Source organism: Amycolatopsis sp. cg13 (assembly GCF_041346965.1).
Lineage (GTDB): Bacteria > Actinomycetota > Actinomycetes > Mycobacteriales > Pseudonocardiaceae > Amycolatopsis.
On record NZ_CP166848.1, the window covers coordinates 3,263,499 to 3,278,991 of the forward strand.

The 15,493-nt window shown below is 70.5% G+C and carries 12 protein-coding genes; 5 read left to right on the forward strand and 7 right to left on the reverse strand.

What is annotated here, in order from left to right:
• Position 1 precedes the first annotated feature (1 nt).
• The 4 genes from AB5I40_RS14745 to AB5I40_RS14760 all read right to left on the reverse strand — a co-directional run bounded on the left by AB5I40_RS14745 (position 2) and on the right by AB5I40_RS14760 (position 6,314).
• Complete coding sequence (locus AB5I40_RS14745; protein ID WP_370939056.1) at positions 2-2,893, reverse strand: GNAT family N-acetyltransferase; 2,892 nt, start codon at positions 2,891-2,893, stop codon at positions 2-4.
• 331 nt (positions 2,894-3,224) lie between these two features.
• Positions 3,225-4,397: an acetoin utilization protein AcuC gene (locus AB5I40_RS14750; protein WP_370939057.1), complete on the reverse strand. Its 1,173-nt coding sequence runs from the start codon at positions 4,395-4,397 to the stop codon at positions 3,225-3,227.
• Between the two features lie 222 nt (positions 4,398-4,619).
• Complete coding sequence (locus tag AB5I40_RS14755) at positions 4,620-5,402, reverse strand: DJ-1/PfpI family protein (protein WP_370939058.1); 783 nt, start codon at positions 5,400-5,402, stop codon at positions 4,620-4,622.
• Positions 5,403-5,474: 72 nt separating this feature from the next.
• The gene (locus AB5I40_RS14760; RefSeq protein ID WP_370939059.1) at positions 5,475-6,314 is read right to left on the reverse strand and encodes a sulfurtransferase; all 840 of its coding nucleotides are present in this window, start codon (positions 6,312-6,314) and stop codon (positions 5,475-5,477) included.
• 109 nt (positions 6,315-6,423) lie between these two features.
• Between AB5I40_RS14760 and AB5I40_RS14765 the strand changes: the two genes are divergently transcribed.
• The 3 genes from AB5I40_RS14765 to galE all read left to right on the forward strand — a co-directional run bounded on the left by AB5I40_RS14765 (position 6,424) and on the right by galE (position 9,398).
• Positions 6,424-7,146 carry a metal-dependent transcriptional regulator gene (locus AB5I40_RS14765; protein ID WP_344267907.1) on the forward strand — a complete coding sequence of 241 codons (723 nt, stop codon included), beginning with the start codon at positions 6,424-6,426 and terminating at the stop codon, positions 7,144-7,146.
• The gene (galK, locus tag AB5I40_RS14770) at positions 7,143-8,327 is read left to right on the forward strand and encodes a galactokinase (protein WP_370939060.1); all 1,185 of its coding nucleotides are present in this window, start codon (positions 7,143-7,145) and stop codon (positions 8,325-8,327) included. Before AB5I40_RS14765 ends, galK begins: the two co-directional genes overlap by 4 nt.
• 90 nt (positions 8,328-8,417) lie before the next feature.
• Positions 8,418-9,398: a UDP-glucose 4-epimerase GalE gene (galE, locus tag AB5I40_RS14775; protein ID WP_370939061.1), complete on the forward strand. Its 981-nt coding sequence runs from the start codon at positions 8,418-8,420 to the stop codon at positions 9,396-9,398.
• Between the two features lie 306 nt (positions 9,399-9,704).
• Here the strand turns inward: galE and AB5I40_RS14780 are convergent, their stop codons facing one another.
• Complete coding sequence (locus AB5I40_RS14780) at positions 9,705-10,799, reverse strand: DUF4192 domain-containing protein (protein ID WP_370939062.1); 1,095 nt, start codon at positions 10,797-10,799, stop codon at positions 9,705-9,707.
• 204 nt (positions 10,800-11,003) lie between these two features.
• Positions 11,004-11,855: a M23 family metallopeptidase gene (locus AB5I40_RS14785; protein ID WP_370939063.1), complete on the reverse strand. Its 852-nt coding sequence runs from the start codon at positions 11,853-11,855 to the stop codon at positions 11,004-11,006.
• A gap of 90 nt (positions 11,856-11,945) precedes the next feature.
• On the opposite strand from AB5I40_RS14785, the gene AB5I40_RS14790 reads away from it, so the two are divergent.
• Complete coding sequence (locus AB5I40_RS14790) at positions 11,946-13,082, forward strand: sensor histidine kinase (RefSeq protein WP_370939065.1); 1,137 nt, start codon at positions 11,946-11,948, stop codon at positions 13,080-13,082.
• A complete protein-coding gene (locus AB5I40_RS14795) occupies positions 13,079-13,720 on the forward strand; it encodes a response regulator (RefSeq protein ID WP_370939066.1) in 642 nt (213 codons plus the stop codon). Before AB5I40_RS14790 ends, AB5I40_RS14795 begins: the two co-directional genes overlap by 4 nt.
• Here the strand turns inward: AB5I40_RS14795 and AB5I40_RS14800 are convergent.
• Complete coding sequence (locus AB5I40_RS14800) at positions 13,696-15,426, reverse strand: Xaa-Pro dipeptidyl-peptidase (RefSeq protein WP_370939067.1); 1,731 nt, start codon at positions 15,424-15,426, stop codon at positions 13,696-13,698. The two genes, AB5I40_RS14795 and AB5I40_RS14800, sit on opposite strands and share 25 nt — an antisense overlap.
• Between the last annotated feature and the right edge of the window lie 67 nt (positions 15,427-15,493).

Consider the following 15,493-nt stretch of genomic DNA (forward strand, 5'->3'; position numbering starts at 1 on the left):
CTCACGAGTCCAACGGCGTGATGTGCCGCAGCCGACGCGGTCCGGTATCCGGCCGCGTCGGCGGTGCGCCCACCACCAGCCGCGCGTTGGCGACGAACGCCCCGTCCGGCGACGCGAGGATCGGATCCAACGCCAACGACCGCACCTCGGGGTTGTCCTCCGCGAGCGCCGCGACGCGCAACACCATGTCCTGCAACGCCGCGAGGTCCGCAGGCTCATCACCGCGATACCCCGTCAGCAACGGCGACGTACGCGGCTCACGAATCAGCGTCGCCGCGTCAACGTCCGTCAACGGCACCGCCCGGTACGCGCGGTCGCCAAGCAGCGTGCTGACCAACCCGGACAGCCCGAACGACACGAGCGTGCCGAACGACGGATCGTCCTGCAGCCCGATCGCGCACGACAACCCCTTCGGCGCCATCCGTTGCACGTACACGTCTTCGTCGCCCGACACCGCGCACAGATCCCGGTACGCACCGCGTACGGAGTCTTCGGACATCAGGTCAAGCCGTACGCCCGCGAAGTCCGGCCGCCCCCGCAACCGCTCGTCCACCGCCTTCAACGTGACGGGGTAACCGAGTTCAGCCGCGGCGGCCACTGCGCTGTCCTCACTGGACGCCACCCGGAACGGCACCACATCCACGCCGTAACAGCTGAGCAACCGCACCACGTCGTCGTCCGACAACAGCGTCGAACTGCCGTCCTCCGGCAACAACTCGCGCACGATCTCCTGCGCCTGCTCGACATGCAGCCCGCCAGGCCGCACCAACGTCCCCTGCGGCCGCTGCCGCCACGCCGCGTACCGCACCACGCGCGCCAACGCGTTCACCGCGCGCTCCGGGCTCGAATACGACGGAATCGACCCACGCGTCGGCACGCCGTCGTCGGACAGCACCGCCAGCTCGTCCGGCACACCTTCCGCCGCAAGGAACGTCGAGACAATCGGCTTCGACTGCTTCATCTCCGACACCGCTTCGCGCAACGCTCGCGCGTACGCAGCCCCCGGAATCGCCACCGGCGGCGCAAACACCGCTATCAACGCGTCCGTCTCCGGCGAATCCAACGCTTCGCGCACCGCCGTCGCGAACTCGTCCGGTCCCGCTTGCGGCCCGATGTCGACCGGATCGAACGCCAGCCGCAGCCCCTCCGCGCGGGCGGTGTCGGCGGCCAGCAACCCGATCGCACTGGAGTTCCCGACGATCCCGATCCGAGGCCCCGCCGGCAACGGCTGATGCGCGAACACGAGCGCCGTGTCGAACAACTGCGCCAGCGACTCGACCCGCACGACGCCAGCCTGCTCGAACAACGCCTGCACACTGGCCTCGTCGACCTCCGCCGACGTCGCCGCGAGCTGCGGCCGCACCGCATGCCGCCCGGACTTCACCGCCACGATCGGCTTCGACCGCGCCAACCTGCGCGCAAGCCGCGCGAACTTCCGCGGATTGCCGAACGACTCCAGATACAGCAACACCAGATCGGTGTCGGGATCGGTTTCCCAATACTGCAGCAGATCATTGCCGGACACATCCGCCCGGTTGCCCGCCGACACAAACGTCGACAACCCGAGCCCGCGCGACCCCGCGTCGGCAAGAATCGCCGTCCCGAGCGCGCCTGACTGACAGAAGAACCCAGTCCGCCCCCGCTTCGGCAATCGCGGCGCGAGCGTCGCATTGAGCCGAACGTCCTTCGCGGTATTCAGCACCCCCAACGCATTCGGCCCGACGACCCGCATCCCGTGCGCCCGCGCCTCGCCGACCAGCCGCAACTCCGCGTGCAACCCGAGCGGCCCGGACTCGGCGAACCCGCCGGACACGATCACCAGCGTCTTGACGCCCTTGGCCAAACAAGCGTCCAACACCGATTCGACAGCCTCCGCGGGCACCGCCACCAACGCGAGATCGACGGGATCCGGAATATCCAGCACCGACGGATACGCCCGCACCCCGCGAACCGACCGATGCTCCGGATTGACCGGGTAAACGGCCCCCGCGAAGTCGGCCGCGAGCATATTGGCGAACGCGACATGCCCGACCTTGGTGGGATCCGCCGAGGCCCCGATCACCGCCACCGTGTCGGGATGCAGCAAATTGTGCACGCTCCGCGCCTCCGCGGCTTGCTCCCGCGACCGCGCGACCGCGAGCGACTCCTCCGTGGGGTCGATGTCGAACTCGAGATGCAGCACGCCTTCCTCGATCGCGCGGCTGACCTGGTAGCCCGCGTCGCGGAACACGCGCACCATCGCCGCGTTCTCGCTCAGCACCTCCGCGACGAACCGCCGCAGCCCGCTCTCCGACGCCGCCGCCGCGAGGTGCTCCAGCAGAATCGACCCGAGCCCGCGCCCCTGATGCTTGTCGTCCACGACGAACGCGACCTCCGCCGACGGCCCCTGATCGAGCCGCTCGTAGCGCCCCACCGCGACCACGTCGTCCCCGAGCAAGGCCACAAACGCGACCCGATCGTGGTGGTCCACAGTGGAAAACCGCTCAAGATCCCGCGGCGGGATGCGAGGGTAGGCGCCGAAGTACCGGAAGTACCGGGTGCGCTCGGAAAGCCTGCCGTGCAACGCGACGAGCCCGTCGGCGTCACTGGGCACGACGGGTCGCAAGTGGACAGTGCCGCCGTCGGAGAGGACGACGTCGGCTTCCCAATCGCGGGGGTAGTCGTAAGGATCGCGCTTTCCGCTTGGGGCGGGGTGCTCTGCCGAAGCGGAATGGTCCGACGCCACCCGCTTGCCAGCCGCCGCAGAATCCTCCGCTCCGAAATCGCCAGACATCGCCTCACCTCTCGCCGTGGCGCTCCCGTCCGCCGCGCCGGGTTCCCTGGCCGCGGACGGGCCGGACGCCGCGTTGCTGCTGTCCGCGGCGGAGTTCCCCGCCGGCGCGTTTCCACTCATCCCGAAACCGGCGGCTCCAGTCTCACCCGCCGTCCCGTCGCCGCCCGTCGCATCGCCGCCATTCATCGCCCACCGCCGCTCATCGCCCCGGGTTCTCCAGCTGGCGCAAGCCATTCCGGGGCCGCGCGTCCGCCAGCCGCCGGGTTCGCGGTCGAAGCCCCGCGGGAGGCACCCGGCACGCCGCTCCGCGCGGGTCCGCCCGGTGCGCCGCCCTCGCTGTGCTTGGCGGCGGCCGATCCGAGCGTTCCGGTGCCTTCGGGATTCCGCGCTCCTGGCCCGGGCGTCGTGCGGTGCGCGCCGGAGCCGGGATGGCGAGGCTGGTCGGGCATGGTCAGTCCCTCGGATCGTCCGGGTCGAGGCCGTGCAGCGGGAAGATCGCGCGGCGGGTGTCGCGGATCGCGATGTCCACCGGGTCGTCCGCGTCGTCGCCCCACGGTTTGAAGGCGGTGTCCTTGCCGTCGGTCATCGCGGCGGGGAGGTCGGCCGCCGGGGCGGCGCGCTGGACCGTCGAGACCCAGCCGGGCGGCAGCGGCGTTTCCGGCGGGACGTCGCGGTCCAGCACGGTCGCCATCAGGTGCGTCCACGAGCGCGGCACCACGCGGATCAGCTGGTATCCCCCGCCGCCGACGGCCAGCCAGCGGCCGTTCGCATAGCGTTCGGCGAGGTCGCGCAGGGTGGAGTAGATGGTGCGGTGGCCGTCGACCGACAGGGACATGTCCGCCATCGGGTCTTCCTCGTGCGAGTCGACCCCGCACTGCGTGACGAGCAGCTGCGGCTGGAACTCTTGCAGCACAGCGGGAACGACCGCGTCGAACGCCCGCAGCCACCCGGGGTCCCGCGTGTGCGGCGGCAGCGGGATGTTCACCGCCGTGCCGGATGCCTTGCCCCTGCCGACCTCGGCGGAGTAGCCGGTGCCGGGCCAGAGCGTGAACGGGTGCTGGTGCATCGAAACGGTGAGGACGCGCGGGTCGTCGTAAAACGCGGCCTGGACGCCGTCGCCGTGGTGCACGTCGGTGTCGACGTACGCGATGCGGTCGAAGCCGTGGTCGAGCAGCCACGAGATGGCGATCGCGCAGTCGTTGTAGATGCAGAACCCGGAGGCGTGATCGCGCATCGCGTGGTGCAGCCCGCCCGCGATGTTGACTGCCCGCCGCACCTCGCCGTCGGCGATCTTGCGGGCGGCGAGCAGCGTCGAGCCCACGACCAGCGCGGTCGCGTCGTGCATCCCGGGGAACACGGGATTGTCGTCGGTCCCGAGCCCGTGCCCGACGTCCCAGCTGACGTCCGGAGCCTCCCGCACCGCGGCCAAGTACTCGGGCGCGTGCACGCGCAGCAGCTCCTCGTCGCCGGCCGCGGTGGGCACGAGCAGTTCGACCCCGTCGAGCACGCCCAGCTCAGCGGCGAGCCGCACGGTGAGGTCGAGCCGGACGGGGTTGAACGGATGGTGCCCGCCCAGGTCGTACTTCAGCAGCGACGGATCCCAGACAACTGCAGGCGACGACATGCCCCGCACTGTACTTCCCCGCCGCGCCCCGAGCCGGGTTCCGCGGCGGGGCGGAACTCAGCCACATGCCGCTTCAGCCTCCGCGCCCCGAGCCCGGTTCCGCGACAGGCCGGAACCCAGCCGCGCGCCCCTTCAGCCGCCACACTCCGAGCCGGATTCCGCAACAGGCCAGAACCCACCCACGCGCCCCTTCAGCCGCCGGATTCCGCGACAGGGCGAAACTCAGCCGCGCGTCCAGACGACGCCGCGCGCCTCGTACTCCAGCATCTCCTCCAGCCCGGCCGCCGCGTCGGCGCCGAGTTCCCGTTTGACCAGCCACAAGGCCAGGTCCAGCCCGCTCGTGATGCCGCCCGAGGTGACCACGTCGCCGTCGTCGACCACGCGGGCTTTCTTGACCACGCCTCCCTGCTGGACAAGCGTCTCGACCGCGCCGTGGTGCGTCGTGCACGGACGTCCGCGCACCAGTCCGGCCGCGCCGAGCAGAAGCGTGCCCGTGCAGAGCGACGCCAGAGTCAGCCCCTTGCGCGGCGCGGCGGCGAGCGCGTCCGGCAGCACCCGGCGGTCGATCTCCGCCCAGATGCCCGGCCCCTTCCGCTTCCCGTAACCGCCGCCGGGCACGACGATGATGTCAGCGTCCTGCGGGGACCAGCCGCGCTCGACCTCCACCTTCGTCCCGTACGAAGCGCGCACGAAGCCCGGCCCGTCCACGCGCACGTATGAAACGTCCGTGCCGCGCTTCGCGTGCATGCCCGCCGCGGAGAACACCTCGTACGGACCGGCGAAGTCCTGCTCCTCGACGCCGTCGAACAACACGACCTGCACCCGCAACGGCCGCCGCCCGACCGCGGCCTCAGTCGCCGCCGCCCCGGTCGCTGCTCCGGTCGATGCAGCCTCGGTCCCTGCAGCAGCCCCAGCCGCCGCAGCAGCCGGTACCGCCGCGGCGGACGTCGCCGCCATCGCCGCTCCGGCCGCCGCCGACCCGCGCAGGAATGTCCTTCGCTCCATGAACGCCGCCTCTCGCCTGGAAAAGCCTTCCGGACGAGAAGTCGGCCCGCGGCACCGAAAGTTCCGACGAATTCAGCCGCGTTCGGGGCCGGTGGCCGCCGGACGTTCCGGATCCCGCGACCAGTGCGACCACGACCCCGCATACAGCGCCGCGGGCTCCGCACGCCCGGCTACCTCCAGCGCGAGCACCACCGAGGACGCGGTCACGCCCGAACCGCAGTAAGCGCCGACCGGAACGCCCTCGGCCGAACCCAGCGACGCGAACCGCTCGGCAAGCTCGGACGGCGACTTCCAGCGCCCGTCCGCACCCGCGTGCTCGGACGACGGCGCGCTCACCGCACCCGGGATGTGCCCGGCGCGCGGGTCGACCGGCTCGGTCTCGCCCGTGTAGCGGACGTGCGCCCGCGCGTCGAACAGCACGCCTTCGCGCGCGAGCGCCGCCGCGTCGTCCGCCGACAGGACCGGCATGCCGCCTGGCTTGACCTCGATATCGCCCGGCTCCGGCGACGACACCTCGGCCGTCACTTCCCGCCCCTCGGCCAGCCACGCTGTGTAACCGCCGTCGAGCACCGCGACCTCCGGATGGCCGGCCCAGCGCAGCAGCCACCAGGCCCGCGCGGCGACCGAGCCGTCGGCGTCGTCGTACACGACCACCGGACGCCCGTCCCGAACGCCCGCTTTGCGCAGCTCACGCTGCAGCACGGCGGGGTCGGGCAGCGGGTGTCGGCCGCCGTCTCCGGGCGGCGAGGCCAGCGCCGTGTCGAGGTCGACGAACACCGCCCCGGGCACGTGTCCCTCCTGGTAGGACTCCGCGCCGGGCGGTCCGCCGAGCCGCCAGCGGACGTCCAGCACGACGGGACGCTCGCGATCGGGGAACGCGGCGAGCTCAGCGGGCGAGATCAACGGTCGCATGGCCCCATCCTGCAGGTCCGGACGCGGTTCGCGCATCAGGGCAGGACTTTTCGGCGAGGCCGCGCCGTTACGCCGAGGCGGGCCGTCGCTGTCGGGGCCAACGACTACGATGAGCTACGCGGACGAAGGGGACAGCGTGAACGATCTCATCGACACCACCGAGATGTACCTGCGTACCATCTACGAGCTCGAAGAGGAAGGTGTCGTCCCGCTGCGGGCCCGGATCGCGGAGCGGCTGCAGCAGAGCGGGCCCACCGTGAGCCAGACCGTGGCCAGGATGGAGCGCGACGGGCTGGTCGTCGTCGCCGACGACCGGCATCTGCAGCTCACCGACCACGGCCACGACCTCGCCGTCGCGGTCATGCGCAAGCACCGGCTCGCCGAACGCCTCCTCGTCGACGTGATCGGCCTCGAGTGGGAGCACGTGCACAACGAGGCGTGCCGCTGGGAGCACGTGATGAGCGAGGCCGTCGAGCGCAAGCTGGTGAAGCTGCTCGACCACCCGACCACGTCGCCCTACGGCAACCCGATCCCCGGCCTGGACAAGCTCGGCGACGGCGATCCCGCGCCGCGCGCCGAGGACGGCCTGGTGCGCCTCGACGAGTACGCCCGCACCGGCGGCGGCGAGGTGGAGATCCGCCGCATCGCCGAGCACGTGCAGCTCGACGAGTCGCTGCTCACCGAGCTGCGGACGGTCGGGATCGTGCCCGGCGGGCTCGTCACGGTCGGCAAGGCTTCCGGCGGCAGCGCGACCGTCGAGGTCAAGGGCACCGAGACCACGGCGCAGGTGTCCACCGCGGCGCTGCACGCCGTGCTGGCGCTCGCCAAGTGACCCCGGCGACCGACGCGGCGCGCGCGTTCCGGGAGGTCCACGGGCGGGCCCCGGCAGGCGTGTGGTCCGCGCCGGGCCGGGTGAACCTGATCGGCGAGCACACCGACTACAACGACGGTTTCGTGCTGCCCTTCGCGCTCCCGCACCGGCTCGCCGCGGCCGCGTCCCCGCGCCAGGACGGCAAGCTCCAGGTCGCCACCCTCGGCGACGACGGGCAGCTGCAGCACTCCGGCCCGCACGACATCGCCGCGCTCGAACCGGGTTCGGTGCCCGGATGGGCCGCGTATCCCGCCGGGGTGGCGTGGGTGCTGCGCGACCAGGGTTTCGCCGACGGAGCGGACCTGGTCATCGCCGGCGACGTGCCTTCCGGGGCCGGGCTTTCCTCCTCTCACGCGCTGGAATGCGCGGTTTCGCTGGCGTTGCTGGGCGTGGCCGGGGTGGAACTCGAAGACGGCGGAGCGAACACTCCCGCGCGTCCGGAGATCGCGCGCTGGGTGCAGCGGTCGGAAAACGACTTCGTCGGCGCGCCCACCGGGCTGCTCGACCAGACGGCGTCGCTGTGCTGCGAGGACTCGCGGGTGCTGTTCCTCGACGTCCGCTCGGGCGAGATGGAGCAGGTGCCGTTCCCGCTCGGCGAGGCCGGGCTCCGGGTGCTGATCATGGACACCCGCACCAAGCATTCCCACACCGACGGCGGCTACGGCGCGCGGCGGCGCGGCACCGAGCGCGCGGCGGAACTGCTCGGCGTGAAGGCGCTGCGCGACGTCGCGCTCGACGGCCTCGACGAAGCCCTCGCGCGACTGCCCGAGGACCTGGTTCCGCTGGTGCGCCATGTGGTCACCGAGAATCAGCGGGTGCTCGACGTGGTCGCGTTGCTGCGCGAGAAGAAGCTCGCCGAAATCGGGCCGTACCTCGACGCCTCGCACGTGAGCATGCGCGACGACTACCGCATCTCGACGCCCGAACTGGACCTCGCGGTCGACTCGGCCCGGTCGGCCGGCGCGCTGGGCGCGCGGATGACCGGCGGCGGGTTCGGCGGCTCGGCGATCGCGCTGGTCCGCGACGACGATCTGGACGGAGTGCGCACCGCGGTCGAAACCGCCTGCGAGCAGGCCGGGTTCCGCCGCCCGCGGATGTTCACCGCGGTGCCGTCGCGCGGCGCGGGCCGCGACGAGGCCTGATTTCCGGAGCAACCCCCGGAGGGTCCGGCACGTCGTTCTGAGGGGAGACTGTGCCGCAGAGTCGCCACCCCTCAGCAGAAAGGCCTTGACGTGACGGACCAGCAAAGCCCCCTGAAGCTCATCGTGACGGGCGGCGCGGGGTACGTGGGCAGCGTGTGCGCCGCCCGCCTCATCGAAGCGGGTCACCAGGTCACCGTGGTGGACGACCTGTCGACCGGGCACGCGGACGCGGTGCACCCGCAGGCGCGTTTCGTCGAGGGCGACGCCGCCGAGGTCGCCGCGGACATTCTCGGCGAGGGTTTCGACGGCGTGCTGCACTTCGCCGCGAAGTCGCTGGTGGGCGAGTCGATGGCCGACCCGGCGAAGTACTGGGAAGGCAACGTGGTGACCTCGCTGCGACTGCTGGAGGCGATGAAGAAGCACGGCACGCCTCGCCTGGTGTTCTCCTCGACCGCGGCGACCTACGGCGAGCCCGACGTGTCGCCGATCCCGGAAACGGCCCCGACGCAGCCGACCAATACGTATGGCGCGTCGAAGCTCGCCATCGACCACGCGATCACCAGCTTCGCCCGCGCCCACGGCCTGGCCGCGGTCAGCCTGCGGTACTTCAACGTGGCCGGTGCCTACGGCGCGTTCGGCGAACGGCACACCACCGAAACCCATCTCATTCCTCTCGTTCTCCAGGTCGCGACCGGCGACCGCGAACACATCTCCATCTACGGCGACGACTACCCGACGCCCGACAAAACGGCCGTCCGCGACTACATCCACGTGGTCGACCTCGCCGACGCCCACCTCCTCGCCCTGCGCCACGCCGCCGCCGGCGAGCACCGCATCTACAACCTCGGCAGCGGCACCGGCTTCTCGGTGCTGGAGGTCGTGGAGGCCTGCCGCCGGGTGACCGGGCACGCGATCCCCGCCGTGGTGGCCCCGCGCCGCGCGGGCGACCCGTCGGTGCTGGTGGCGTCGAGCGACAAGGCCAACGGAGAACTCGGCTGGACGCCCAAGCTGACCGACCTCGACGGGATCGTGTCGGACGCTTGGCAGTTCACCCAGTCGCGTCTTTCCTGACGGCGATTCCGGGCCGGGCCCCGACCCGGGCTGCGGGCTGCGGACTGCGGACTGCGGACGAGTCTGGTGCGGGTGATGTTTCGGGGCGGGGATCCGGGTTGGATCCTCGCGCCGCATCGTTTGCGGCGAGCCTCAATGGGGGAATCGCCCGGGTGCGCCTACCCGGGCGCTGAAAGTCCGCTTAGGACGCACAGTGCGCCGTCAGCGCAGGCCACGGACGGAACCTCGTTCCACCGTCTCGGCGATGAACCGTTTCGCGAGGGCGCAACTCTGCTACCCACCGGTCCGCCGCGCGGTCAGCCCCGTTCATCGCATCCCCCTCGGCGGCCCCGGCTCGGCAGCACTCCCCGGTTCCGAAGGCGGAGACAACCCGAGATCCACCGCCGTACTGAGGTCGGCAAGGCCGATCAGTTTCGCCGGGTCCGTGCCGATATTCCAGGCAGCCTGCAGCAACTCCGCCACCATATGGCCAGGATCGGCCTCGACAGCGTTCGCCAATGCCATCCCGGCCAACGCGCCTTCCCCACGCATCAAAGCGGTGTACCCGAGACAGAGCGCAGCCTCGGCGCGATGCGGCGGAGGCAATTCGCGGACGAGCGTCAGCCACACCTCCTCAGCCTCCCGGGTCAGCGGCGTATGCGGCGGGACCGCAAGGGCCATGCACGCGTCACGGATGGGGGTGAACATCAGTGCGTGAGCCAGCCGAACGGCCTGGTCGTCGTCGGGCGGGCCAGCACCTCTGCGCTGGCGGAGGAACGCGTCGCGGAGTTCGGTCGCCGCAGCGTCCAAGACATCACTTTGCGACATTCCGGGGCTGTACAACGGTTCCGGGGACGACGCCAGCAGTTCGGCGCGACGAGCGATCGCGTCCGGGGAACGCGGTTCCAGCAAGGCGGCTAGCTCTTCACGGCTGCGAAAGACGACGAAACCCGCCTCCGTAGTCGCGGCGGCGATGACCGTTTCCTGCGGATCGGGCACAACGCCGCTGCAGTCCGGATCCAGATAGCACGACCAAGGCGCACCGGGTTCGATCTCGGCGGCCCACAACGCGTGGAACAAGCGGAGGTTGTTTCGAGTCAGGACCCGCCGAAGGTCGGCTAGGAATTCCCTATGGGGTGGACCGTTTTCGTCAGGCGAGCCGCCGACGAGGACGACGGTGACACCGTTGTGCTCGGGGTTGGCGAAGCGCGGGATCAGCGCATCCGCTTGCGCTGCTTGGAGTTCTCGCGGCGGAAGGTCGGCGCGCAGCATCAGGCCGATCATGGTGCCGGGGACGCGATGACCCAGCAGCACCAGGGAATCAGCGGGACGGAAGCCCAGCAGGTACGGGAGGGAAGCGATGAGGTCGGCCGGATTGCGGAGGGTGGCCCGGGAGATGCCGGGCGGCGTCGAGGTGGTCACGCCTCCACTGTGCGCCGGAAAAGCGCGAGTCAAGGCCAGCGCGGCAAATCTGTGGACGACGGCGGGCGGTTGTGGACAACGGGGCCACTGGTGGGGACAACCGGCGGAAATTGTCGGTGGCATGTGCATCGGCCAACACTGTCCACAATAGACAAATGCTGCCGGAGCCAGCGAAAGGCTCCGGCAGCACTGGTCACAACACACTCAGCCGCAGTGTTCGAACGGGCTTTCGTACGACGAAGAGCCGACCGAACCGCCCCACTTGACGCACGTCGAACCGGCGGTCTTCTTCACCGGACCCGCGTAGTAGGTGAAGTTCCCCGAGTCCGTAGCCCTGGTCGAGCCCTGCACCTCCAGGAACGTCGAAACCGCGCTGGCAGTCCCCAGCGAAACCGCCTTCAGGGTCGTCACGCAGTTCTCTTTGGAGGACGAGTTGTACAGCAGGTACGCGGTGCCCGCCGTCCCCAGCGCCTGCTGGTCGATCACCGAGAAGCCCGACCCGCATACCTGCGTCGCCGAGTACGGGTTGCCGCCGCAGCCGTTCTTGCTCGTGAAGTCCTTCTTGCCGTAGTACGGCACCGCGACGCCGTTCAGCACGGCCTTCTGCGTCACGCCGTTCAAGTTCTCTTCGAAGTGCAGGTGCGGTCCGGTCACCCCGCCGGTCGCGCCCGCCTTGCCGATCTCCTTGCCCTGCCCGACGCTCTGGCCCACCGAGACTTCCTGCTCGGACAGGTGCGCGTACCGGGTCCGCCAGCCGCCGCCGTGGTCCAGCTCGATCCAGCGGCCGTAGCTGGTGCTGCCCTCGTTCGCGACGCGCGTGACCGTCCCTGGCGCGGCCGCGAGCACCGGCATGCCGGTGATGCCGGACTTCTGGAAGTCGACCGAGTTGGCCGGGTTGTGGCCGCTGAAGGTCGCCGCGGTGACCGTGACGCCGCACTTGAACGGCGCCTGGAAGTTGGGGGCCGCGGACGCCGCCGACTGGGCGGCGAGCGTCAGGCCGCACGCGGGCAAGGCCACCGCGGCCGCGACCGCCGCGAACCGTCTCAATCTGGACATGGGGCGTACCTCCTGGTGGGGGAAATGTCCGAGCACCTCCAGCCAAGCCCGAGCCAGTACATTTTCCGTACAAGACGACAGGGAGGGCCCATGGGCACACCGGCGGCCTCGCTCGCCAACGCCCGGCGGCGGTTCGAGGGCGCCGACTGGGTGCGCTGGGGCGTGCTCGCCGTGCCGCCCCTGTTCGCGATCCCGCACGCGCGGCCGTGGACGTGGCCGCTGATCGGGCTGGTCCTCGTGCTCTCCGTCCCGGCGCTCTGGCTCACCCGCGAGTCGAAACCGCGCTGGCTGATGCCCGCGACCATGATCGCCGTGGTCGCGGCGGCGGGAGCGCTCTGGATCATCCAGCCGAGCAGCTGGACCTCGACGACGATGTTCGGCGCGGTCTTCTACACCCTGCGCGTGAGCAGCCGGATCGCGGCGGCTGTCGCGCTCGCCGTGGCTTCGGCGGCGATCCTCGTCTGGTCGATCGCCTACGACCTCGATTGGCTGAACGCGGTCGCCCTCTTCGCGATCCTCGTCGTGATGGTGCTGCTCGCCGTCAACCGCCGGGGTCGCGCGGAACGGCTGGAGCAGACCGAACTCGCGCTCGCCCGCGCCCAGACCGCCAGCGAGGAACACGCCCGCGCCGCCGCGCTCGCCGAACGCGCGCGCATCGCCCGCGAACTGCACGACGTCCTCGCGCACTCCCTCGCCGGTCTCGCGCTCAACCTTCAGGGCGCGCGCCTGATGCTGGTCCGCGACGGTGCGAGCGAAGAGTCTCTCGCACAGATAGAACGCGCGCAGAAGCTGGCGACAGACGGTCTCGCCGAAGCGCGCAAGGCGGTCGCCGCGCTGCGCGAAGACGCCGTACCCGTCGAGCGGTCGGTCTCAGACCTTCTCGCCGCGTACAGGCTCGACACCGGCTCTCGCGCCGACCTCGTGATCGAAGGCGAACCACGCGAGCTAGACGCAGCTGTCGGCACCACTCTCCTACGCGCCGTACAGGAAGCCCTCGCGAACTCGCGCAAACACGCGGGCGGCCCCGCCGTAGACGTCACGGTGGCCTTCAACAAAGACGAAGTCGACTTAACGATCATCGACCACCAGGGCCGCCGCCCGCCGGAGCCGCCGTCGCCGGGATACGGTTTGCGTGGCATGGGCGAACGGGTCGCGCTGTTGAACGGGAAGCTCGAATGCGGCCCTGGGGAGGACGGATGGCGGATTCAGCTGACAGTGCCGGCGTGACACTTCGCGTGGTGCTGGCCGACGACCAGGCAGTGGTGCGCGAAGGGCTCGTAACGCTGCTCGGGCTCCTGCCGGGCGTCGAGGTCGTAGGCGCGGCGGCAGACGGCGTACGGGCTCTCGAACTTGTCGCCGAGCACCAGCCAGACGTACTGCTCGTTGACCTGCGCATGCCGAACCGCGACGGCGTCGAGACGACCGAACTGGTCCGCGCGCAGCATCCGAAGACCGAGGTAGTCGTCCTCACCACGTACGCCGACGACGATTCCCTGCTCGCCGCGCTCAAAGCAGGTGCCCGCGGCTTCCTCACGAAGGACGCCGACGCCGACGCGATCGTCCGCGCGCTCCGTTCCGCGGCCGCCGGTCAGTCCACTGTGGACGGCGCGCTCCAGCAACGGCTGGTAGCGGCCGCGACAAGCCGCTCCCCCGTGCGCACGAAAGAACTCGAAGGCCTTACCGCGCGCGAAGTCGAGGTGTTGCGGCTGATCGCGGCCGGCCTGTCGAACACGGAGATCGCGCGCACCCTCGTGGTCAGCGAGGCGACGGTGAAGACGCACGTCAATCACCTGTTCTCCAAGGCGGGCCTGCGCGACCGCGCCCAAGCCGTCGCGTTCGCCTACCGCGCCGGGATCGCCGAGTAGAACGCCTGCTTCCCGCCGACGATCGGCAGCGTCACCGTCGTCCCGGTCAGGTCAAGCGACAGCCCGGTGCCCGGCTCCGGGCGCAGCGTGAAGTCGTGGTCGCTGGACGCCAGCACGAACTCCAGCCGATGCCCGGCGGCCACGATGTAGTCCTTCGGCATCAGCGAAACCTCGATGCGGTACCGCTGTCCGGGCGTGATCGGCGACGTGACCGACGGGCTGACGCGGTTCTGCGGATCCGTCCAGCCCCGGCTGATCACGTGGGAAGTGCCGTCCGGCGCACGGTCCAGCAGCACCGCGGTGACGTTCGCGGCAGGGCGGTCGAACGACAGCCGCAGGTCAGCTTTCGCGGTTCCGGACAGCCGGACCGGCTCAGTGACCGCGGAAGTGCGGTAGCGCAAGCGGTTCCCGGACGACGCCGCGTCGGCGAGCTGTTCGATCTTCTTGCTCGCGTCGTCGGCCAGCGTTTCGACGGTCGGACGGCCGGGCACCGGCTGCCGGTCGAGCGTCCCGGTCGAACGTCCGCCCGGCCACGGGTGCAGTTCGACGTCCGAAGTGCCTGGCGCGGGCCATTCGGCCTCGTCGACCCACGACTTGTCCTCGCGCTGGATCGTCGCCTTCGGCTCGCGCTCGATGCCGTTGTCGATGCCGTAGAGGTAGTGCGACATCCACTTGTTCAGCGTCGTGAGCCAGACGTCGCGGCGCAGCGAAATCGGGTCCGCGTGGCCAGACTGGTGCAGCCAGATCTTGTGCTCGACGCCGTGCTTCTTCAGCGCTTCGTACCAGGTCGCGACCTGCTCGGTCTTCACGTTCCAGTCGTTCAGCCCGTGCACCGCGAGCACCGACGCGTGCACCTTGCCGACGTCGTCGCGGTAGTTCCGCACGTCCCAGAACTGGCTGTAATCCCCGGTCAGCCGGTCCTGATCGGCGGTGAGGCCGTCGAGCACCGGACGGCAGACCTGCCGGTCAGCGCGCGAATAGACATAGCCGGCGAGCACGTCCGTGTCCTCGCCCTGGTAACCGCCGGGAGCGACGACCGCGCCGGCGTTGCGGTAGTAGCCGTACCAGCTCGAAATAGCGGCGATCGGCACGATCGTCTCGAGCCCTTCGACCCCGGTGCTCGCCACCGCGTTGGGCAGCGTGCCGTTGTAGGACACGCCCATCATGCCGGTCTTCCCCGTGCTCCAGGTCGCCGCGACGGGCGCTCCGGCCTTGTCGTGCGCCTCAGCGCGGCCGTTCAGCCAGTCGACCACCGAACGCGCGCCGATCGTCTCGTTCACGTCGCCGGTCGTCGGACAGCCGGTGGACAGCCCGGTGCCGAGGGATTCGCCGTACACGACAGCGAATCCGCGCGCGGTGAAGTAGTTCTGGTAGCTCCATCCGATCGGTGCCGCGACGTGCGGACCCGGCACGTACAGCTCGGTGTCGACGTCGTGGTTCGGCACGTCGTTGCCGCCCGCGAAGTACGGGCTCGCCTCGTACACGACAGGCACCTTCATGCCCATCTCCGTGGCGCGCGGACGCACCACTTGCGCGTGTACGAGGTCAGGCTTGCCGTCGTGGTCACTGTCGACCGGCGCGGTGACCCAGACGTCTTCGCGGATGACGTCAGCCGGATCGAAGACCGGTTGTGCTTGACCATCGGTGAAAACCGGCCCTGTCGGCGAAGCCGCTTCAGCGACCGCGGGCACGGACAACGTGGCCACTGCGACGAAAACGGCAGCGACTCGAGCGGCAACTCCCACCAGGACCCCCAAGCTGGACGAAGCAGGC